A 22752-nucleotide genomic window follows, 5' to 3' on the forward strand; every position below is an offset into this window, starting at 1 on the left:
TTTTTTGCACTGGTCAAACGCCGGCCTCATGGCTATAACTTAACGCCTAGCCAAAGTGACACCCCCCGCACGCTGGCGTTGTGAGTGTTGCCTATGCCGATGCAAGCCGTTCGCCCGAAAATACTAGGCTTTATCAGTGAGCAGGCGTCGGCTTGGCTGGTGGCATTGGTGGTGTTATTGGCAGGTGGGGCGCTGACGGTCATCGTCGCCTGGGCGACCGCCGACCTCTACCAGCAGCAAGTGCGCCAGCGTTTTCAGTTGATGGTCAACGAGCGCTACACCCGCCTTCAGGAGCGTTTCGAAGACCAGGAGCAACGCCTGGCCAGCCTGCAGCGTTTCTTCGTCAATTCCAGTGACGTGTCCCGCGCCGAGTTCGATGGTTTCGCCAAGCCTTTGCTTCTGCGCGCCCGCGCCTATGCCTGGGCGCCGCGTATATTTCGCGAACAACGCAGTGCTTTTGAACAGGAAGTCTCGCGTCAGCGGGGTACACCTTTCGCCATTCGAGAGTTGAACGCTGCGGGTGAACTGGCGCCTGCACCCGAGCGCGACGAGTATGTGCCGGTGTTGTACAGCCAGACCCAAAGCTTGCTGGGGTCACCCTTGGGGTTCGACCTGTTGGCCCAGCCCCTGCGCCGTTCGGTGCTTGAGCGGGTGCAAAGCAGCGGCCGGCCTGCGGTGTCCCAGCCCATGCAGTTGGTGGGCGTAGAACCGGCTTATGCTGCCGGCGTTTTGCTGGTGGCGCCCGTGAACAAACCCGCCGACACCGAGCCCCATGGTTATGTGATGGCAGTGATCAGCATGCGCCAACTGGTCGCCGATGGTTTGCCCAAGCCCGGCCGCGACAACCTGGTGATGCAGATCGTCGACACCTCCGACACGCAGCAACGTGTGCTGTATGCGTCCAGCAACGCGGTGGGCGACAGCGGCCTGGTCGCCACGCGCCGCCTCACCCTCGGCGACCATGTGTATGCCTTGAGCATTCGCGCCAGCCAGGTGTTCGACCAGGCCAATCACTCCTCGATGCACACCCTCCTGGCCATGGGCGTGCTCCTCAGCCTGCTGCTCAGTGCGTTGCTGTATGTGTTGGTCAGCCAGCGCCAGCGTGCGCTCAAGCTGGTGGAACAACGCACACAGCAGTTGCACCTGCGTGAGCAGGAGCTTCGCGCCGCCCACGGGCAATTGCGCAGTGTGCTGAACGCCGCCACCCATGTTGCGATCATTGCCACTGACCTGCGGGGTGTGATCAACACCTTCAATGCCGGTGCCGAGAAAATGCTCGGGTTCAAGGCCGAGGCGGTGGTGGGGCGACTGACTCTGGAAGGCCTGCATCTGGCCCATGAACTCGAAGCGCGCGCGGCCAGTTTAAGTGTGGCCCTGGGCAAGCGTATTCCGGCGAGCCAGGCGATGCTGGTGGAAAGCCCGGACAACCTGCACGAGGCGCGCGAGTGGACATTATTGCGTGAGAATGGCAGCTACCTGACGGTGAATATGCTCACCACCGTGTTGCTGGACGACTACGGCCTGTGGATCGGGCACTTGGCGATCTACCTGGATGTGACCGAACAAAAACGCGCCTACGAGGCGTTGGCCGCGCGCGACCGTCTACTGAAAAAACTCAGTGCCCACGTGCCTGGCGGGATCTTTCAGTTCACCCTTGAACCCAAGGGGAAAGGGCGTTTCATCTATGCCAGCGATGGTATGCGCGATATCTATGAAATCGACACGGGCGTATTGCAGCAAAACGCGGACAAGGTGTTCGAACGCATTCATCCGCAAGACGTGGAACGGGTGCGCCTGTCGATCCGGCTGTCGGCGCTGCAGTTGAGCCATTGGCGCGAAGAGTATCGGGTGGTGTTGCCGCAACGCGGCCTGCGCTGGATTCGCGGCGAAGCCACGCCGGAGGAGTTAACAGGCGGTGGCACGTTGTGGCATGGCTACGTGTCGGATATCTCCGATCTGAAGCGGGTCGAAGAGGAACTGCGCGCGCTGTCGATTACCGACTCGCTGACGGGCATTCATAACCGCCGTTATTTTCAGGATCGCCTCAAGGCCGAGATGCTCCGGCGCAACCGAACCACGGGCGCATTGTCGTTGATCATGCTCGATATTGATCACTTCAAACGCATCAATGATCAGCACGGGCATGCGGTGGGCGATGGGGTGTTGCAGGAAGTGTGCAAACGCATCGGCCAGCGCCTGCGCCGCACGGATGTGTTTTGTCGTTTGGGCGGTGAAGAGTTTGTGGTGCTGTGCCCGCATACCGATGCCGAGCAGGCTTATTGCCTGGCGATGGAGTTGTGGCAGTCGCTGCGCACCGAACCGATGGAGGTGGTGGGCGTGGTGACCGCCAGCTTTGGTGTGGCCAGCTGGCGGATCAATGAAGGGATTGACGGGCTGCTGCTGCGCGCAGACTCGGCGGTGTATGTGGCCAAGCAAGCGGGCCGCGACCGGGTGGAAGCCGAACGCTTGCGCGTCTGAAGGTGGGCGCTGTGTGGCCTTTAGAGCACTGGCGCTGCGGCTGTCAGCTTCGGCTGGCGATACAAATCCAGCAGCACCTGATCGAGCACCGACGAAGCACCCCATGGCTTCGAGTCGTTGAGGATTGCCACCACCACCCAGGTGTTGCCGTTGTTATCGCGGCTGAACCCCGCAATGGCGCGCACGGTGTTCAAGGTGCCGGTCTTGACGTGAGCCTCACCGCGCAGGGCCGTGGTTTTCAGGCGTTTGCGCATGGTGCCGTCGGTGCCGGCAATCGGCAGCGAACTGATGTATTCCGCCGAGTACGGGCCTTTCCACGCCGCTTGCAGCATGGCCGCCATTTCGCGGGCGCTGACGCGTTCGGCGCGGGACAGGCCGGAGCCGTTCTCCATCACCAGGTGCGGCGCGGTGATGCCTTTTTTCGCCAGCCACTGGCGCACCACACGTTGCGCAGCCTTGGCATCATCGCCATCGGCGTCGTTACGGAACTGCGCGCCCAGGCTCAGGAACAACTGCTGGGCCATGGTGTTGTTACTGTATTTGTTGATGTCGCGGATGATTTCCGCCAGGTCCGGCGAGAACGCACGGGCCAGCACTTTAGCGTCTTTGGGCACCGGCGCCTGGATATCACGGCCCTGGATGGTGCCGCCCAACTCCTGCCAGATCGCACGCACGGCGCCGGCGGTGTAGGTGGCGTGGTCGAGCAGCGACAGGTAAGTCTGGGAGCTGCAGCCATCGCCCAACTGGCCGCTGACCGTCACGGTGACGCTGCCATCGGCGGCGGTGACCGGGCTGTAGCGCACGTCCCCGGTGCATTGCTTGGCGTTGGAGACTTTGACCTGGTTGTCGATGCGGATACTCGCAATCGGCGGCTCGACCGACACGATCACCCGGCCCGAGTCATTGCGGGTGACAAAGCGCAGGGCCTTGAGGTTGACCAGCAGGGCGTCCGGCTTGACCAGGAACGGCTTGTTCTCGTCGTTGCCGTCGTCATTGAATTCAGGCAATTGCGGCTGGTTGAAGAAGCTGCGGTCCAGCACCAGGTCGCCGGTGACTTGCTGCACGCCATTGGCGCGCAGGTCACGCATCAACAGCCAGAGTTTTTCCATATTCAGCTTGGGGTCGCCGCCGCCCTTGAGGTAGAGGTTGCCGCGCAACACGCCACCGCTGAGGGTGCCGTCGGTGTAGAACTCGGTCTTCCATTGATGGTTGGGGCCGAGCATTTCCAGGGCTGCGTAGGTGGTGACCAGCTTCATGGTGGAGGCCGGGTTTACCGAAACATCCGCGTTGAACACGGTCGGCGTGCCAGGCCCGGTGAGGGGCAGCATCACCAGCGACAGCGAAGTATTGGGTATTTTGGCTTTCTGCAGTGCCTGCTGAACATTCGGCGGCAGGCTGTTGTTGATCGGCGCGGCGGTGACGGAAAAGGCCAGTGGTAGAAGAAAACCGGCAAGGAGTACTGAACGAAAAGAGTTGATCATAAGGAATAAAACCCTACTGCTGAGAAGGGTGAAAAAGGTGAGGGGTATGGAAGAAAATCCCTCATTGGTCACGAAAGTGTCGGCATTATGCCCCAAGGTGCATCCAGTTGTAGCTGAACGATAGCGGGTATTTCGGGTTTTTTTGCAGACCAATGCCCGCCCGTCCCATAGAGTCGGGCAAAGGTCGGCTTAAACTGCTAAAGTGCCGGCCGTTATTACTTATGAGGATTGTTCCAATGGCGACTAACCGTTCCCAGCGTCTGCGCAAAAAACTGTGCGTTGATGAATTTCAAGAGCTGGGTTTCGAACTGAACCTGGACTTCAAAGAAGACCTGAGTGAAGAAGCTACCGATGCTTTCCTCGAAGCATTCATCAAAGAAGCCATGGAAGCCAACGGTCTGGGCTATGTCGGCGGCGATGACTTCGGTCTGGTTTGCCTCCAGAAGCGTGGCTCGGTCAACGAAGAGCAACGTGCAGCTGTTGAAAGCTGGCTCAAAGGCCGCAGCGAGCTGAAAAGCGCTGAAGTCAGCCCACTGCTGGACGTGTGGTATCCGGAAAAGCCGATCAACGCGGCTAAGTGATACTAAAAAAACGGCGACCTTAGGGTCGCCGTTTTTTTATGCCTTGCGCCAATTCAGAATCAGCAGCGTCAACACCCCCGCCACAATCCCCCAGAACGCCGAGCCGATGGAAAACAGGGTCAAGCCAGACGCGGTGACCATAAAGGTGATCAGCGCCGCTTCCCGTTCCTTGGGCTCATTCATGGCGATACTCAAGCCGTTGATGATCGAGCCAAACAGCGCCAGGGCCGCAATCGACAGCACCAGTTCCTTGGGCAGTGCAGCGAACAACGCCGCCAAGGTTGCGCCGAACACCCCGGCAATCCCGTAGAACACCCCGCACCACACGGCAGCGGTGTAGCGCTTGTTGCGGTCTTCATGGGCGTGTGGCCCGGTGCAGATCGCCGCGCTGATCGCGGCCAGGTTGATGCCGTGGGAGCCGAACGGCGCCAGTACCAGCGAGGCCAGGCCGGTGGCGGTGATCAGGGGCGAGGCGGGCACGGTGTAGCCGTCGGCGCGCAGCACGGCAACGCCGGGCATGTTCTGCGAGGTCATCGCCACCACGAACAACGGGATGCCGATGCTGATGGTCGCGGCCAGCGAGAAGTGCGGCGTGGTCCACACCGGTGTGGCCACTTCCAGGTGAAAACCGCTGAAATCCAGCAAGCCCATCAGCCCCGACAACAGGGTGCCGATGACCAGCGCGGCCAGCACGGCATAACGCGGCGACAAGCGCTTGATGATCAGATAGGTGAAAAACATCCCCAGCACCAACCCGGTGCGATGTTGCGCGGCGACGAAAATCTCGCTGCCGATCTTGAACAGAATCCCCGCCAGCAGCGCCGCCGCCAACGAGGCGGGAATGCGCTTGACCAGTTTTTCAAAGCTGCCGGTCAGCCCGCACAGCGTCACCAGCACGGCGCAAGTGATATACGCGCCGATGGCCTCGCCGTAGCTCACGCCGCCCAGGCTGGTGATCAGCAGCGCGGCGCCGGGCGTAGACCAGGCAATGGTGATCGGCGTGCGATAGCGCAACGACAGGCCGATGCTGCACACCGCCATGCCGATAGAGATCGCCCAGATCCACGAAGAAATCTGCGCGGTGGTCAAGCCGGCGGCCTGGCCGGCCTGGAACATCAGCACCAGGGAGCTGGTGTAGCCGGTCATCATGGCGATGAAGCCGGCGACGACGGCCGACGCAGAAGTGTCGGCCAACGGGCGCAAAGGCGCTTGGGTGGCGTCGGTCATGGAGAGGTGTTCCTTTTACCTGGGAAAAAGCGAATTCAAGCCTAAACTCAAACGTAACCACTCATTGCAATACAGCCGCCACCACAAATAGCCGTACAGTGTGTTGGCGCATTGGGTTGTGTACAATGTGCCCTGTTTTTAGGTGATACTTGCCAGCAACACGCTGTTGACGTATTACCGTTAATTCGCCGCCGTTCTCCAAACCCGAGTGCCCATGAACGAACAGTTGCAACCTCTCAAGAAACAACCGCGAGCCGGCAAGGCCGGTCGCAGCGGAACCCAGGACGATATCGTCTACGCGCATATCTTCGAGGCGATCCTCGAACAACGCCTGGCGCCCGGTACCAAATTGAGTGAAGAAGCACTGGGCGAAATCTTCGGCGTCAGCCGCACCATCATCCGCCGCGCGCTCTCGCGCCTGGCCCATGAAGGTGTGGTACTGCTGCGGCCCAATCGCGGTGCGGTGGTGGCAAGCCCGAGTGTCGAAGAAGCCCGTCAGGTATTTCTCGCCCGGCGGCTGGTGGAGCGGGCGATCACTGAGCTTGCGGTGCAGCACGCCACGGCCGAGCAATTGGCCGAACTGCGCCAGATGGTCAACGATGAGCGCGACAGCTTCTCACGGGGTGATCGTGGTGCCGGTATCCGCCTCTCCGGCGAATTCCACTTGAAGCTCGCCGAAGCCGCGAAGAATGCGCCGCTGATCAGTTTCCAGCGCAGCCTGGTGTCGCAAACCTCGTTGATCATCGCCCAGTACGAAAGCGGCAACCGCTCGCACTGTTCCTACGATGAGCACACCCAGTTGATCGACGCGATCGAAGCACGCGACGCGACCCTGGCGGTGAATTTGATGATGCATCACATGGATCACATCGACAGCAAGCTCAACCTCGACGAGGAAAGCGCGTCGGATGATTTGCACGCGGTGTTCTCGCATTTGTTGCAGACCAAGAAGCCAGGGCGTTCTTCAGTCAAACTGTAATTTTCCAGGTTCGCCTGGGACTAAAAGTGTGGGAGCTGGCCAGCTCCCACACAAGCCAGCTCCCACATTTTTTTGTGGTGTGGCTCAGATCAGCGTTGATGCACCAGATTGCCGGCCGCGTAGGTCTGTAGAATCGTCCGGTCATCCCCCAACGTCATCAACACAAACAACGTCTCGGCAATGTTATTGGCCTGCTTCAAGCGATAGCTGAGCAGCGGCGTAGCGTTGTAGTCCAGCACCAAAAAGTCCGCATCCGTGCCCGGCTGCAACGTGCCGATCTTGTCTTCCAGGCGCAGTGCCCGCGCACCGCCCAAGGTGGCCAGGTACAGCGACTTGAACGGGCTCAACCGCGCACCCTGCAACTGCATGACCTTGTAGGCTTCATTCAGGGTTTGCAGCAGCGAGAAGCTGGTGCCGCCGCCCACGTCGGTGCCCAGGCCCACATTCAGCTTGTGCTTCTCGGCCATCGGCAAGTTGAACAGGCCGCTGCCAAGGAAGAGGTTCGAGGTCGGGCAGAACGCCACGGCCGAACCGGTCTCGGCCAACCGTGCGCACTCGTCATCACACAGGTGGACGCCGTGGGCAAACACCGAGCGCTCGCCCAGCAGTTTGTAGTGGTCGTACACGTCCAGGTAGCCGTTGCGCTCCGGGAACAGCTCTTTTACCCACTCGACTTCCTGTTTGTTCTCGCTGATGTGCGTCTGCATGTACAGGTCCGGGTATTCGCCCAGCAGTTGCCCGGCCAGCGCCAGTTGCTCCGGCGTGCTGGTCGGCGCAAAACGTGGCGTGACGGCATAGTGCAAACGGCCCTTGCCGTGCCAGCGTTCGATCAGCGCCTTGCTTTCCTGGTAGCCGGATTCGGCGGTGTCGGTCAGGTAGTCCGGCGCGTTGCGGTCCATCATCACTTTGCCGGCGATCATGCGCAGGTCGAGTTTCTCGGCGGCTTCAAAGAATGCATTCACCGACTGCGGGTGCACGCTGCCGAACACCAATGCTGTGGTGGTGCCGTTGCGCAGCAACTCCTTGATGAAGATATCCGCGACTTCTTCGGCGTGGGCCTTGTCGGCGAACTGGCTTTCACATGGGAAGGTGTAGGTGTTGAGCCAATCCAGCAACTGCTCGCCATAGGCACCGACCATGCCGGTTTGCGGCAGGTGAATGTGGGTGTCGATCAGGCCGGGCGTGATCAGCGCATCCTGATAATGGGTCACGTCGATGTCGGCGGGCAGGGTTGGCAGCAAATCGCTGGCGTGGCCCAGGGCGCTGATCTGGCCGTTATCGATCACCAGCAGGCCGTCTTCGAAATACTCATAGGACGCTTCGATCCCCACTTGGGCGGGGTCGGCGATGCTGTGCAAAATGGCGGCACGGTAGGCTTTGCGAGTCAAAGGCATGGTGATCTCAATGGTTTAGATAGCTTGGCTGCGACGCGAGGCGGGCAGCAGTTTGGCAATAGGTTCGGCGCTCGCACTGTGCTGGCCGAAATTCGCGTTATAGGTGGCGATGATTTCGCCGGCGATGGAGATGGCAATTTCCACCGGCAGTTTGCCCTTCACCTCGGTGAGGCCCATGGGGCAGCGCATGCGTTGCAGGTGGGCGGTGTCGAAGCCGCGATCGCGCAGGCGGTGTTCGAACTTGACCCGTTTGGTTTTTGAACCGATCAGGCCGAAATAGGCGAAGTCATTGCGCTTGAGCAGCGCGGCCGTCAGTTCCAGGTCCAGCGCGTGATTGTGGGTCATCACGATGCAGTAACTGCCCACCGGCAGGTCGGCAATTTCGTCGACCGGCTCTTCGCTGATGATTTTACGCACGCCCTGAGGGATGTGTTCCGGAAACTCTTGATCACGCGAATCAATCCAGCGCACCCGGCACGGCAGGCTCGCCAATAACGGCACCAGCGCGCGGCCGACATGGCCGGCGCCAAATACCGCGATCTGCGCCTGCACCTGGCCCATGGGTTCGAACAGCAACACCGTCACGCCGCCGCAGCACTGGCCCAGGCTGGCGCCGAGGCTGAAGCGCTCCAGATGGGTGTTCTGCTGGCCACGCACCAGCATGTCGCGGGCGATCTGCATCGCTTTGTATTCCAGGTGCCCGCCGCCGATGGTGTCGAAGGTGTGCGCGGCGCTGATCACCATTTTTGAGCCAGCGTTGCGCGGCGTGGAGCCAAGCTCTTCGATGATGGTCACCAGCACGCAGGGTTCACCCTGGTTCTGCAGGTCGGCGAGGGCGCTGATCCAGTTGTTCATAGTCACCTCCAGTCAGATCGTTCCCACGCTCCGCGTGGGAATGCATACCGTGACGCTCTGCGTCACAACAGCGGACGCAGAGCGTCCAAGGCGGCATTCCCACGCAGAGCGTGGGAACGATCAAGCCAGTTCAGTCTCAACGGCTTTTGCAGCGCTCAACTGCCGCATCTGCTCACAGCCCCACAACACCCGCTCAGGCGTCGCCGGCGCATCAATCTGCGGCTGATGGCGATAGTCGCCCAAACTCGCCACGGCATCCTTGATCGCACACCACGACGCAATCCCGAGCATGAACGGCGGCTCGCCCACGGCCTTGGAATGGAACACCGTGTCTTCCGGGTTCTTGCGGTTTTCCACCAGCTTCACACGCAAATCCAGCGGCATGTCCGCCACGGCCGGGATCTTGTAGCTGGCCGGGCCGTTGGTCATCAGCTTGCCCTTGTTGTTCCACACCAGCTCTTCCATGGTCAGCCAGCCCATGCCCTGGATAAAGCCGCCTTCGACCTGGCCGATGTCGATGGCCGGGTTCAGCGAGGCGCCCACGTCGTGGAGGATGTCGGTGCGCAACATCTTGTATTCGCCGGTGAGGGTGTCGACGATCACTTCGCAGCACGCCGCGCCGAACGCGAAGTAATAGAACGGCCGACCCCGCGCCTGGCTGCGGTCGTAAAAGATTTTCGGGGTCTTGTAAAAACCGGTGCTCGACAGCGAAACCTGAGCGAAATACGCCTGCTGGATCAGCGCCTCAAAGGTCAGGATCTGATCGCGCACGCGCACGTGGCCATTGTGGAACTCAACGTCCGCTTCACTCACGTCGTACTTGCGCGCAGCAAACTCCACCAGGCGCTGCTTGATGGTTTCGGCAGCGTTCTGCGCGGCCTTGCCGTTCAAGTCGGCACCGCTGGAGGCGGCGGTAGGCGAGGTGTTGGGCACCTTGTCGGTGTTGGTGGCGGTGATCTGCACGCGGTCGATCTCGACCTGGAATATTTCAGCCACCACCTGCGCGACCTTGATGTTCAAACCCTGGCCCATCTCGGTGCCGCCGTGGTTCAGGTGGATGCTGCCGTCGGTGTAAATGTGGATCAGCGCACCGGCCTGGTTGAGGAAACTGGCGGTAAACGAAATACCGAATTTCACTGGCGTCAGTGCCAGGCCTTTTTTCAGAATCGGGCTGTGGGCGTTGTACAGGCGGATCGCTTCGCGGCGCTCGGCGTACTGGCTGCTGGCCTCAAGCTCGGCGGTCATTTCCTCGAGCATGTTGTGCTCGACGGTCTGGTAGTAGTGGGTGACGTTGCGTTCGGTCTTGCCGTAGTAATTGACCTTGCGCACCGCCAACGGGTCCAGCGCCAGATGGCGCGCAATGGCGTCCATGACTTCCTCGATGGCAACCATGCCTTGCGGGCCGCCAAACCCACGATACGCGGTGTTGGACGCGGTGTTGGTCTTGCAGCGGTGGCCGTTGACGGTGGCGTCGCCCAGGTAATACGAGTTGTCGGAGTGGAACATCGCGCGGTCGACAATCGAGTTGGACAGGTCCGGCGAACAACCGCAGTTGCCCGCCAGGTCCAGATTGATGCCGTGCAGGCGGCCGTTGTCGTCAAAGCCCACGTCGTATTCGATATAGAACGGGTGGCGCTTGCCGGTCATCAGCATGTCTTCGACACGCGGCAGGCGCATCTTGGTCGGCTGGCCGGTCAGGCGTGCAACCACCGCGCACAGACACGCGGGGCTTGCGGCCTGGGTTTCCTTGCCGCCAAAACCACCGCCCATGCGGCGCATATCCACGACGATTTTATTCATCGACACGTCGAGTACTTCGGCTACCAGCTTTTGCACTTCGGTGGGGTTTTGCGTGGAGCAGTAGACGATCATGCCGCCGTCTTCGGTGGGCATGACCGAGGAAATCTGGGTTTCCAGGTAGAAGTGTTCCTGGCCGCCGATATGCAGGGTGCCCTGGATACGGTTTTTCGCGGTGGCCAGTGCGCCCGCCGAATCACCGCGTTGGTGGGTGTGACTGTCGAGCACAAAGTGCTTGTTGCGAAAGGCCTCCACCACATCCAGCACCGGTTCCAGGTCTTCGTATTCGATCACCGCCGCCATGGCCGCTTTGCGCGCGGTTTCCAGGTCGCGGGCGGCCACCGCCAGTACCACTTGGCCGACAAACTGCACGGTGTCGATGGCCAGCAACGGGTCGCCGGGCATCAGCGGGCCGATGTCTTTAAGGCCCGGCACATCTTCGTGGGTGATGGCGATGCGCACGCCGTCAAAGGCGTAGCAGGGCGCGGTGTCGATGCTGATGATGCGTGCGTGGGCGCGGTCGGACATGCGCGCATACAGGTGCAACTGGTTAGGAAACTCCAGGCGATCATCGATGTACTGCGCTTCACCGCTGACGTGCTTGGCGGCGCTGTCATGCTTGACGCTGCGGCCGACCCCGGAGGTCAGGTCCTGGGCAAACAGCTCGGCGAGTTCGGCCTGGGTTTTAACGACGGCGTGATGGTTAGACATAAGCGGTCACCCGAGTCTCGATGTGCGGTGTTTGCAGTTCGATGAAGTATTTGCGCAGCAGGTTCTGTGCGCTGAGCAGGCGGTATTCCTTGCTGGCGCGGAAGTCCGACAGCGGGGTGAAATCCTGGGCGAGGGCGGCGCAGGCTTTCTCCACCGTGGCGGCGTTCCAGGTCGCGCCCACCAATACGGTTTCGCAGCTGTTCGCGCGTTTGGGCGTGGCGGCCATGCCGCCGAACGCCACGCGGGCGTCGCTGATCACACCGTTGTCGATCTTCAGGTTGAAGGCCGCGCACACGGCGGAAATATCATCGTCCAGGCGCTTGGAAACCTTGTAAGCCCGGAACAGCGTGTGGCCCTTGGGCACGATGATCTTCTCGATAAACTCACTGTCCTGGCGGGCGGTGACGCGGTAGTCGATAAAGTAATCTTCCAGCGCCAAGGTGCGACGGGTGTCGCCCTTGCACAGCACGATCTGCGCGCCGAGGGCGATCAGCAGTGGCGGCGAATCGCCGATGGGCGAGGCGTTGCCGATATTGCCGCCCAGGGTGCCCTGGTTGCGGATCTGCAGCGAGGCGAAGCGGTGCAACAAATCGCCGAAGTCCGGGTATTCGTGGTGCAGCGCGCTGTAGCAGTCGGACAGCGGTGTGGCCGCGCCGATTTCCAGGCGGTCGTCGAACGACTCGATGCGCTTCATCTCTTCAATGTTACCGACGTAGATCATCACCGGCAGCACGCGGTGAAACTGCGTGACTTCCAGCGCCAGATCAGTGCCGCCCGCCAGCAAGCGCGCCTGCGGGTAGGCGTCGTAGAGGTCGGCCAGGTCGGCCACGGTGAGCGGCACCAGGCAGCGTTTGTCGCCGCTGTTGAGTTCACCGGTTTGCGTGGGCGCGATGGCTTTGAGGCGGGCGATGGTCTCGGCCTGGCGGCTGTCGAACTGATCCACCGGCTTGTTGCAGCAGGCCTGTTCGGCGGCGGCCAGAATCGGGCGGTAACCGGTGCAACGGCACAGGTTGCCGGCCAGCGCTTCATGGGCTTTCTGGCTGTCGGGGGCGTCGCTGTTCTTTTGCAGGGCAAACAGCGACATCACAAAGCCTGGGGTGCAAAAGCCGCATTGCGAGCCGTGGCACTCGACCATGGCCTGTTGCACGCTGTGCAGTTGGCCTTGATGCTTGAGGTCTTCGACGCTGATCAGTTGTTTGCCGTGCAATGACGACACAAACGTCAGGCAGGAATTGAGGCTGCGATAGCGGATCTGCTCCGCACCTTGAGTGTCGGTGTGCAATTCGCCGACTACCACGGTGCATGCACCGCAATCGCCGCTGGCGCAGCCTTCCTTGGTACCGGATTTGCCCAAATGCTCGCGCAAATAGTTGAGCACGGTCAGGTTGGGGTCCAGGGCGTGCTCGCTACGGAGTTCCTGGTTAAGTAAAAACTGGATCACGGAAGGCCTCGCAGACTCATTATTGTTGTTAACCGCTTTGCGCCGAATCTAGTCATGTCTGACTTTTCGGTCAACGATTTTCTGACCAGAAGGTCAAGAAATTGCGATCGCAACCCTTTCAATTATGGTCCAGTCTTCTGGAACCGGTGTTTTTGCTGGCTTTTGGCTTTTCAGCGCTGCTTATTTCATGCCACATTCGCGCCTGTGGGCGTAGCGCCATCAGCCAGCCAATGCGCTACACTGCCGCGCTTGTACCGATAGCAGATTTTGAAGGGAAAACATGACGTTCAAGGCGCCGGACAGTCTCGCCGAGCAAATTGCTCACCACCTCGCCGAACGTATCATTCGCGGCGATCTCAAGCCTGGGGAGCGGATCCAGGAACAGAAAGTCACGCTGGCACTCAATGTCAGCCGTGGCTCCGTGCGTGAAGCTTTGCTGATTCTCGAGCGCCGCCACCTGATCGCGATCCTGCCGCGCCGTGGCGCCCACGTCACCGAACTCACCGCGCACAAGGTGCAGAGCCTGTGCACGCTGATGGGCGAGTTGTACATATTGCTCGGCAATTCGGTGGCTGAGGGCTGGAAGGTTCAGGCCGACATGGCGCCGTTCCTGCAGATCCAGCAACGGTTGGTGGCCAGTTTCGAGCGTCAGGACATCCGTGCCTTCGTCGAAGAAAGCTTCAGTGTGATGCGCGCCGCGTACCCCTTCGCCAACAACCCGTACTTGCAGGAAACCGTCGAAAACCTGCAGCCGGCGATGAACCGTGCCTATTACCTGGCCCTGGACCAGCGCAAGGCGGAGATGAGTGAGTACCTGACGCTGTTCGAGCACCTGCTCGCGGCGGTGCTCGCCCGTGACCTGCCGCAGATCCGCCAGGTGCTGTCGGCCTATTGCGAGCGCAGCAGCTCGCTGGTCATCGCTGCGTTGGCAGGCGCCTAAGCGTGCGGCTCAAGTGCATCAAACTGGCGGGGTTCAAATCCTTCGTCGACCCGACCACGGTGAACTTCCCCAGTAACATGGCGGCGGTGGTCGGGCCCAATGGTTGCGGCAAGTCGAACATTATCGATGCCGTACGTTGGGTGATGGGCGAGAGCTCGGCAAAAAACCTGCGTGGCGAGTCGATGACCGACGTCATCTTCAACGGCTCCACCAGCCGCAAGCCGGTGAGCCAGGCCAGCATCGAACTGGTGTTCGATAACTCCGATGGCACCTTGATCGGTGAATATGCGGCCTACGCGGAAATCTCGATCCGCCGCAAAGTGACGCGCGACAGCCAGAACAGTTACTTCCTCAACGGCACCAAATGCCGTCGACGCGATATCACCGATATTTTCCTTGGCACAGGCTTAGGCCCGCGCAGCTACTCGATCATCGAGCAGGGCATGATCTCCAAGCTGATCGAAGCCAAGCCCGAAGACCTGCGCAACTTTATCGAAGAAGCGGCCGGCATCTCCAAGTACAAGGAGCGCCGCCGCGAGACCGAAAACCGTATCCGCCGCACCCACGAAAACCTCGCCCGCCTGACCGACCTGCGTGAAGAGCTGGAGCGTCAACTCGAACGCCTGCACCGCCAGGCCCAGGCCGCCGAGAAGTACCAGGAATACAAGGGCGAAGAGCGCCAGCTCAAGGCGCAGCTCTCGGCCCTGCGCTGGCAGGCGCTCAATGATCAGGTCGGCCAGCGCGAAGCGATCATCGGCACCCAGGAAATCAGCTTTGAAGCGCTGGTGGCCGAACAGCGTAATGCCGACGCCAGCATCGAGCGCTTGCGTGACGGTCACCATGACCTGTCCGAGCGCTTCAATCTGGTGCAGGGGCGGTTCTACTCGGTAGGCGGCGATATTGCCCGGGTCGAGCAAAGCATCCAGCACGGCCAGCAGCGCCTGCGCCAGTTGCAGGATGATTTGAAAGAAGCCGAACGCGCGCGGCTGGAAACCGAGTCGCACCTGGGCCACGACCGCACCTTGCTGCTGACGTTGGGCGAAGAGCTGGACATGCTCACGCCCGAGCAGGAAATCACCAGCGCCGCCGCCGAAGAGGCCGCCGCCGCCCTCGAAGAAGCCGAAACCACCATGCACGGCTGGCAGGAACAGTGGGACACGTTCAACCTGAAATCCGCCGAGCCGCGCCGCCAGGCTGAGGTGCAGCAATCGCGCATCCAGCAACTGGAAACCAGCATGGAGCGCCTGGCCGAACGCCAGCGCCGCATGCAGGAGGAGCGCGCGTTGCTCGCCGCCGACCCGGAAGACGCGGCGATCATGGCGCTGAGCGAGCAACTGGCCGAAAGCGAAATGACCCTCGAAGAACTCGAGGCCAGCGAAGAACAACAAGTGGAGCGCCTGGAGCAATTGCGTCAGCAACTGCAACAGGCGACCCAGGCCCAGCAGCAGGCCCAGGGCGATTTGCAGCGGCTCAACGGGCGCTTGGCGTCGCTTGAAGCCTTGCAGCAGGCCGCGCTGGACCCAGGCACCGGCACCGCCGAATGGCTGCGTGACCAGCACCTGGCCGAGCGTCCGCGCCTGGCCGAAGGCTTAAAAGTTGAAGCGGGCTGGGAGCTGGCGGTCGAGACCGTGTTGGGCGCCGACCTGCAAGCCGTACTGGTGGACGATTTTGGCGGTTTCGACCTGGCCGGCTTTGCCCAGGGCGATTTGCGTTTGCTCAGCCCCGCAGCCGATGGCACGCGAGTGCCCGGCAGTTTGCTCGACAAGGTGGAGGCGGCGATTGATCTGTCGCCATGGCTGGGCCAGGTCAAACCGGTTGAATCATTGGAGCAGGCCCTGGCCCAGCGCGGCCAATTGGGCGCCGGCGAAAGCCTGATCAGCCGAGACGGTTATTGGGTGGGCCGGCATTTCCTGCGCGTGCGTCGCGCCAGTGAGGCCGAGAGCGGCGTATTGGCCCGAGGCCAGGAAATCGTCAACCTGAGCGCCGAACGCGAAGAGCGCGAGGCCACCCTTGAAAGCCTGGAAACCGAACTGCAAACCCTGCGTGCCACTCAGCGCCAACAAGAGACCGGCCGCGAACACCTGCGCCGCCTGTTGCAGGACGAAGCGCGCCAGCAAGGCGAATTGAAAGCGCAGTTGTCGGCGAGCAAGGCCAAGGCCGAGCAACTGACCCTGCGCCGCACCCGCCTTGACGAAGAAGTGGCCGAGATGGGCGAGCAGCGCGCCCTCGAACACGAACAGATCGGCGAGGCGCGCCTGCACTTGCAGGAAGCCCTCGACAGCATGGCGCTGGATACCGAGCAGCGCGAACTGCTGCTGGCCCAGCGCGACAGCTTGCGTGAACGCCTTGATCGCGTGCGCCAGGAAGCCCGTCAGCACAAAGATCACGCCCATCAGTTGGCAGTGCGCCTGGGCTCGTTGCAGGCCCAGCACACCTCCACGCGCCAGGCCCTTGAGCGTTTGGAGATGCAGTCCGAACGCCTGACCGAAAAGCGTGAGCAACTGAGCCTCAACCTGGAGGAGGGCGAAGCGCCGCTGGAAGAATTGCGCCTCAAGCTCGAAGAATTGCTCGACAAGCGCATGACCGTCGACGAAGAACTCAAGACCGCGCAAATCGCCCTGGAAGACGCCGACCGCGAACTGCGCGACGCCGAGAAGCGCCGGACTCAGGCCGAGCAGCAATCCCAGCTGATTCGCGGCCAGCTCGAACAACAGCGCATGGAGTGGCAAGCCCTGACCGTGCGCCGCAAGACCCTGCAAGACCAGCTGCTCGAAGACGGCTACGACCTGCACGGCGTGCTCACTACCTTGACCGCCCAGGCCAACGAAAAAGACGCCGAAGAAGAACTTGAGCGCATCGCCGCGCGTATCCAGCGCCTCGGCGCGATCAACCTCGCAGCCATCGACGAATACCAGCAACAGTCCGAACGTAAACGTTATCTGGACGCCCAGGACGCCGACCTGGTCGAAGCACTGGACACGCTCGAGAACGTGATTCGCAAGATCGACAAGGAAACCCGTAACCGCTTCAAAGATACCTTTGATCAGATTAATGGCGGTTTACAGGCGTTATTCCCGAAAGTTTTCGGTGGAGGCAGCGCCTACTTGGAACTGACGGGCGAAGATCTACTCGATACAGGGGTGACGATCATGGCGCGGCCGCCGGGCAAGAAGAACAGCACTATCCATTTGTTGTCCGGTGGCGAAAAGGCCCTGACCGCATTGGCCCTGGTATTTGCGATCTTCAAGTTGAACCCGGCGCCGTTTTGCATGCTCGACGAAGTTGACGCGCCGCTGGATGACGCTAACGTTGGACGCTACGCTCGGTTGGTTAAAGAGATGTCCCAGACCGTGCAGTTCATCTATATCACCCACAACAAGATCGCCATGGAAATGGCCGATCAGTTGATGGGCGTGACGATGCACGAGCCGGGTTGTTCGCGATTGGTGGCGGTGGATGTCGAAGAAGCGATGGCGATGGTGGAATCCTGAGCCGGGCCTGGAAAGGATTTTGGTAGGGCGATGTAAGGCGATTTACCGGTCTGGCAAAAGTGGCAAATGGACATATTTGTTCAAGGCATTTTGACAGACGGTGTAAAGTTATCTTGGGTCGTGCTAGTTTAATGTCAAATTTTCGTATGCGTGGGCAAAACGTCAGTCAGAACATAGAGTTGGCGCCACGTTTTAAAGCGGTTTGGACGTTGCTAAACCCCTTATTTTTCAGCATTTTTTATTAGAGGCACGGGATTACATGGAAATCGGTCTGCGCGAGTGGCTGATCGTCATCGGCATTATTGTCATTGCCGGTATTCTTTTTGATGGCTGGCGCCGCATGCGCGGTGGCAAGGGTAAGCTCAAATTCCGTCTGGACCGTAACCTGTCCAACTTGCCCGACGACGACGGCAGCGCCGAGCTGCTGGGGCCGCCCCGTGTGCTGGATACCCATAAAGAACCGCAACTGGACGAGCATGACTTGCCGTCGATGAGCGCGCCGGTGCGTGAAGCCCGCGAGCCGTCGTCCAAGCGAGGCAAGCGCGCCAGTGCCGCTGTGGCCGAGCCGCATCAGGGCGACCTGAACCTCGACGTCGACGAAGGCCCGAGCTTCAGCAGCCGTGATGATGACTTCCCCGATGAAAACGTCGGCAAGCCTGCAGCGCGCCAGTCGGTAAACGATCAGCCGGCCGCCGAAGAGGTTTTGGTGATCAGCGTGATCTGCCGCGACGCCGCCGGCTTCAAAGGCCCGGCACTCCTGCAGAACATTCTCGAAAGCGGCCTGCGTTTTGGCGAGATGGATATTTTCCACCGCCACGAAAGCATGGCCGGTAACGGCGAAGTGCTGTTCTCCATGGCCAACGCGGTCAAGCCGGGCACTTTCGACCTGGACGATATCGACCTGTTCAGCACCCCGGCGGTGAGCTTCTTCCTTGGTCTGCCAGGCCCGCGTCACCCGAAACAAGCGTTCGACGTGATGGTGGCCGCAGCCCGCAAGCTGTCCCAGGAACTCAACGGCGAGCTCAAGGACGACCAACGCAGCGTTCTGACTGCCCAGACCATCGAGCATTACCGTCAGCGCATCGTCGAGTTCGAGCGTCGCGCCCTGACACAAAAACGCTGAGGATTGGTCTTCAGCGTTGTCAGTAGAATAAGCGCACTAACATATTGAGCAGCTTCGGCTGCTCTTTTGCTTTATGAGAGAACACCCATGACCGCCGCCCACACCCGCATCCTCGAACTGCGCGCTGAACTGGATCAGCACAATTACCGTTACCACGTTCTCGACGAGCCCAGCATTCCGGACGCCGAGTACGACCGGCTGTTCCATGAGCTCAAGGCCCTGGAGGCCGAGCACCCGGAACTGGTGACGCGTGATTCACCGACGCAGCGGGTCGGCAGTGCGGCGCTCTCGGCGTTCACCCAGGTCAAGCACGAGATACCGATGCTCAGCCTGGGCAACGCCTTCGATGAAACCACCATGCTCGAATTTGATCGCCGGGTGACCGAAGGTCTCGACCTGCCGGTGGGTGATCTGTTTGGCGGCGGTGCAGCGGTGCAATACAGCTGCGAGCCCAAGCTGGACGGCCTGGCAGTCAGCCTGCTGTATCAGGACGGCGAGCTGGTGCGCGGCGCCACGCGCGGCGATGGCACCACTGGCGAAGACATCAGCGTCAATGTGCGCACCGTGCGCAATATCCCGTTGAAACTGCACGGCAGCGGTTGGCCGGCAACCCTGGAAGTGCGCGGCGAAGTGTTCATGTCCAAGGCCGGCTTCGAGCGGCTGAACGCCTCGCAACTGGAAGTGGGCGGCAAGACCTTCGCCAACCCGCGTAATGCCGCCGCCGGCAGCCTGCGTCAGTTGGACTCGAAGATCACCGCCAGCCGTCCGCTGGAGTTCTGTTGCTATGGCGTGACCACCGACATCAGCGACACCCATATCGGCAACCTGCAACAACTTCAGAAGTGGGGCATGCCCATCAGCCATGAGCTGAAGTTGGCCAAGGGCATTCAGGATTGCCTGGCGTATTACCGCGATATCGGCGAGCGGCGTAACAGCCTGCCGTATGAGATCGACGGCGTGGTGTTCAAGGTCAACAGCATTGCTTCCCAGAGGGAGTTGGGTTTCCGCGCCCGTGAACCACGCTGGGCCATCGCGCATAAATTCCCGGCCATGGAAGAGCTGACCGAATTGCTCGACGTGGAATTCCAGGTGGGCCGCACCGGCGCTGTAACCCCGGTGGCGCGCTTGAAGCCGGTCAAGGTCGCCGGTGTAACGGTGTCCAACGCAACCTTGCACAACATGGACGAAGTCGCGCGCCTGGGCCTGATGATCGGCGACACGGTGATCATCCGTCGCGCCGGTGATGTGATCCCGCAAGTCGTCTCGGTGGTCACCGAGCGCCGCCCGGAAAACGCCCGCGCCGTGCAAATCCCCGAAAGCTGCCCGGTGTGCGGCTCCCATGTGGAGCGTACGCAACTGGTCAAGCGCAGCAAGGGCAAGGAAACCGTCAGCGAAGGCGCGGTTTACCGCTGCGTCGGGCGCCTGGCCTGTGGCGCGCAGCTCAAGCAGGCGATCATCCATTTTGTGTCGCGCCGCGCCATGGACATTGACGGCCTGGGCGACAAAACCATCGAGCAACTGGTGGATGAAAAACTTATCGGCTCGCCAGCTGACCTCTACAAACTCAAATACGAGCAGATCATCGACCTGGAAGGCTTTGCCGATATTTCCAGCAAGAAGCTGATCACCGCCATCGAAAACAGCAAGACCCCGACCCTGGCGCGGTTTATCTACGCCTTGGGCATACCGGATGTGGGCGAGGAGACCGCCAAGGTGCTCGCGCGCTCGCTGGCGTCCCTTGAGCGCGTGCAGCAGGCCTTGCCCGAAGTGCTGACGTACTTGCCGGAAGTGGGCCTGGAAGTTGCCCACGAGATTCACAGCTTCTTTGAAGACAGCCATAACCAGGACGTGATTGGCGCGCTGCTGTCGCCGGATGAATGCGGCCTGCAATTGCAGGATCAGGGCGACCTGAGCGCCGAATTCGCCGCCAGCACCACCCTGGGCGGCTTGCTCGACAAGCTGCATGTACCCAGCGTAGGGCCTGGCGCCGCGCAAAAACTCGCCGACAAGTTCGTCAGCCTCGAAGGCGTGATCAAGGCCGACTGGCTGGATATGCGCCAGGCGCTGCCCGAGAAGCAGGCCAAGGCGGTGCGCGAGTTTTTTGATAACCCGGACAATGCCAGCCATGCCCTGGCCATTGAGCAGCAGCTCAAAGACTTCGGTATGCATTGGCAGAGCGAGAAGAAGGTCGTCGAAGGCTTGCCGGAAGCGGGGCATACCTGGGTGCTGACCGGCTCCCTGGAGCTGATGAGCCGCGACGTGGCCAAGGACAAGCTCGAAAGCCTGGGCGCCAAGGTGGCCGGTTCCGTCTCGGCCAAGACCCACTGCGTGGTCGCCGGGCCGGGCGCGGGCTCCAAGCTGGCCAAGGCCGCCGAGCTGGGCCTTAAGGTGCTGGACGAAGAGGCCTTCGTCGCCTTCCTGGCCGAACACAACATCACTGTCTGACGATCGTTCCCACGCTCAGCGTGGGAATGCAGCCCCGGACGCTCTGCGTCTGCTCTCGAACGTCGTGACGCAGAGCGTCACCGCAGGCATTCCCACGCAGAGCGTGGGAACGATCCTTCACGGTAAATGATCTAGTCTTGGTCACCCAGGGAGAGATCACCATGTTCCGCTACTTCGAGCAACTCAGTACGCGCATCGCCGCACCGTTCATGGCCGGATCCTCGCGCAGCAGCAAGGTGTGGCAATGCCGCTGCGGCCAGTCGCTGTTTTTTCGCAACAGCCAGTGCCTGGTCTGTTCTGCGCTGTTGGGCTATCAACCCCAGCAAAGCCGGCTGTCGTCGCTACAGCCCGGCCCAGTCGCCGGCACATGGCTACAGGACGATAACCTCGACGCCGGCGCCTTCCGTCGCTGCGCCAACCTCGACACCCCAGCCGCCTGCAACTGGCTGATTCCGGCCCACAGCACCGCGCCGCTGTGCGTGGCGTGTAGCCTCAACCGCACCATCCCTGACCTGTCGATCCCGGAAAACCCCGAACGCTGGCGCAAAGTCGAAACCGCCAAGCGCCGGTTGGTGGCGCAACTGATCAGCCTGGGCCTGCAAGTGGTGCCCAAAAGTGTTGACGAAGACAGCGGCCTGGCCTTCGATTTCGTCGGCATCGACCTTGAAGGCAACGCACCCACCACCGGCCACGCCAACGGCCTGGTCACCCTCGATATCAAGGAAGCCGACGACGCCCACCGCGAGAAAGTCCGTGTGCAAATGCGCGAGCCGTATCGCACGTTACTTGGTCATTTTCGCCACGAAGTCGGCCATTATTACTGGGACCGGCTGATCGCCAACAGCCATTGGCTTGAACCGTTTCGTAGCCTGTTCGGCGATGAGCGCGCCAGTTACGCCGAGGCGCTCGACCAGCATTACCAAAACGGCCCACGCCCCGACTGGCAGCAAACCTGCGTCAGCGCCTACGCGACCATGCACCCCTGGGAAGACTGGGCCGAAACCTGGGCTCACTACCTGCACATGATGGACGCCGTCGATACCGCGCTGGGCTTTGGCATGAGCGCCCGCGAGATGGACCTGGATTACCAGCCGTTCCCGCTGGCGACGCTCTTTGAGCCCGAACACCCTGGCGGCCCGGCCTTCCTGTCGTTCGTCAACGCCTGGATCGAACTGGCCGGCATGCTCAACGAACTGTCACGCAGCATGGGCCAGCCGGATTTCTACCCCTTTGTGTTGCCGCCTGCGGTGATCGCCAAGCTGCACTTCATTCACTTGGTGATTCAGGAGGAGGGCGGCAGGGCCGATGAAGTGGTGCAAGCACAGTAATCCGCCCGATGTGGGAGCTGGCTTGCCTGCGATTGCGCTGTGTCAGTCAACGAATGCCCCCAACTGATACACCGCAATCGCGGGCAAGCCCGGCTCCCACAGGGTTCTGCGGGGTTATCGAGGTGGTGGACAAGTGCTTGAGCCCCTTCATATTTTTAATCGGGAACAACGGTTGTAACTTCCGATGAGATCGGTACAATGGCGCGGCTTGCCGAGAGGCCAGCGTCGTTATGGTGACCCCATCGGTCCCCCCGCAACGATTACCCGTGAACCTGGTCAGAGCCGGAAGGCAGCAGCCACAGCGGGAACATTGTGTGCCGGGGTGTGGCTGGTGGGGTTGCCTCCATAATGCTCTTCCTTGTTTTCAACCTTCCTGTTTCAAATCAAACACTCTTTCACTCGCTCATCTGCCATTTTTTGCGCAGCGTGACGGCTTTGTGCTGGAAAACTTTCAGTTGCCTGCTAGCGTCATTCTTGTAAG

General features: G+C 61.0%; 14 protein-coding genes and 1 other RNA gene. 9 read left to right on the forward strand and 6 right to left on the reverse strand.

All coding sequences use genetic code 11. The features are described from left to right. The first annotated feature begins 93 nt into the window (after positions 1–93). A complete protein-coding gene (locus tag BLV67_RS13330; RefSeq protein ID WP_069788012.1) occupies positions 94–2478 on the forward strand; it encodes a sensor domain-containing diguanylate cyclase in 2385 nt (794 codons plus the stop codon). Between the two features lie 20 nt (positions 2479–2498). Here the strand turns inward: BLV67_RS13330 and dacB are convergent, their stop codons facing one another. Continuing rightward, entirely contained in the window at positions 2499–3959 is a 1461-nt protein-coding gene (gene dacB, locus BLV67_RS13335; protein WP_069788013.1) for a D-alanyl-D-alanine carboxypeptidase/D-alanyl-D-alanine endopeptidase, read from the reverse strand. Between the two features lie 236 nt (positions 3960–4195). Between dacB and BLV67_RS13340 the strand changes: the two genes are divergently transcribed. Then, positions 4196–4540 carry a YggL family protein gene (locus BLV67_RS13340; protein WP_017134776.1) on the forward strand — a complete coding sequence of 115 codons (345 nt, stop codon included), beginning with the start codon at positions 4196–4198 and terminating at the stop codon, positions 4538–4540. Between the two features lie 36 nt (positions 4541–4576). Here BLV67_RS13340 and BLV67_RS13345 read toward each other — a convergent pair whose 3' ends face one another. Further along, on the reverse strand, positions 4577–5767 hold the full coding sequence (locus BLV67_RS13345; protein ID WP_017134777.1) for a benzoate/H(+) symporter BenE family transporter: 1191 nt from the start codon (positions 5765–5767) through the stop codon (positions 4577–4579). Between the two features lie 214 nt (positions 5768–5981). Here BLV67_RS13345 and BLV67_RS13350 point away from each other — a divergent pair, with 214 nt between their 5' ends. Beyond that, the gene (locus BLV67_RS13350; RefSeq protein ID WP_017134778.1) at positions 5982–6746 is read left to right on the forward strand and encodes a GntR family transcriptional regulator; all 765 of its coding nucleotides are present in this window, start codon (positions 5982–5984) and stop codon (positions 6744–6746) included. An 89-nt stretch (positions 6747–6835) separates the two neighbouring features. Here the strand turns inward: BLV67_RS13350 and guaD are convergent, their stop codons facing one another. The 4 genes from guaD to xdhA form a co-directional block, all read right to left on the reverse strand. Continuing rightward, positions 6836–8140 (reverse strand): guanine deaminase, encoded by a 1305-nt coding sequence (gene guaD / locus BLV67_RS13355; protein WP_069788014.1) that lies wholly within the window; start codon positions 8138–8140, stop codon positions 6836–6838. 15 nt (positions 8141–8155) lie between these two features. Beyond that, positions 8156–8995, reverse strand: coding sequence for a xanthine dehydrogenase accessory protein XdhC (xdhC, locus tag BLV67_RS13360; RefSeq protein ID WP_056861550.1), 840 nt, complete (start codon positions 8993–8995; stop codon positions 8156–8158). Positions 8996–9115: 120 nt separating this feature from the next. Beyond that, positions 9116–11503, reverse strand: coding sequence for a xanthine dehydrogenase molybdopterin binding subunit (gene xdhB / locus BLV67_RS13365; RefSeq protein WP_065929865.1), 2388 nt, complete (start codon positions 11501–11503; stop codon positions 9116–9118). Next, the gene (xdhA, locus tag BLV67_RS13370) at positions 11496–12944 is read right to left on the reverse strand and encodes a xanthine dehydrogenase small subunit (RefSeq protein WP_069788015.1); all 1449 of its coding nucleotides are present in this window, start codon (positions 12942–12944) and stop codon (positions 11496–11498) included. Before xdhA ends, xdhB begins: the two co-directional genes overlap by 8 nt. A gap of 280 nt (positions 12945–13224) precedes the next feature. Between xdhA and BLV67_RS13375 the strand changes: the two genes are divergently transcribed. The 6 genes from BLV67_RS13375 (at position 13225) to ffs (ending at position 22608) form a co-directional block, all read left to right on the forward strand. Next, positions 13225–13884, forward strand: a complete 660-nt coding sequence (locus BLV67_RS13375) for a GntR family transcriptional regulator (RefSeq protein ID WP_065929863.1) — start codon at positions 13225–13227, stop codon at positions 13882–13884. Positions 13885–13886: 2 nt separating this feature from the next. Next, positions 13887–17375 carry a chromosome segregation protein SMC gene (smc, locus tag BLV67_RS13380; RefSeq protein ID WP_065929862.1) on the forward strand — a complete coding sequence of 1163 codons (3489 nt, stop codon included), beginning with the start codon at positions 13887–13889 and terminating at the stop codon, positions 17373–17375. Between the two features lie 259 nt (positions 17376–17634). After that, complete coding sequence (gene zipA / locus BLV67_RS13385) at positions 17635–18498, forward strand: cell division protein ZipA (protein WP_056861545.1); 864 nt, start codon at positions 17635–17637, stop codon at positions 18496–18498. Positions 18499–18585: 87 nt separating this feature from the next. Further along, entirely contained in the window at positions 18586–20943 is a 2358-nt protein-coding gene (ligA, locus tag BLV67_RS13390) for an NAD-dependent DNA ligase LigA (protein ID WP_069788016.1), read from the forward strand. A 161-nt stretch (positions 20944–21104) separates the two neighbouring features. Then, the gene (locus BLV67_RS13395; protein WP_069788017.1) at positions 21105–22271 is read left to right on the forward strand and encodes a zinc-binding metallopeptidase family protein; all 1167 of its coding nucleotides are present in this window, start codon (positions 21105–21107) and stop codon (positions 22269–22271) included. Positions 22272–22511: 240 nt separating this feature from the next. After that, positions 22512–22608: signal recognition particle sRNA small type (ffs, locus tag BLV67_RS13400), an RNA gene on the forward strand. The last annotated feature ends 144 nt before the right edge of the window (positions 22609–22752 follow it).

Source organism: Pseudomonas salomonii, assembly GCF_900107155.1.
In the GTDB taxonomy this organism is placed as follows: Bacteria; Pseudomonadota; Gammaproteobacteria; order Pseudomonadales; family Pseudomonadaceae; genus Aquipseudomonas; species Aquipseudomonas salomonii.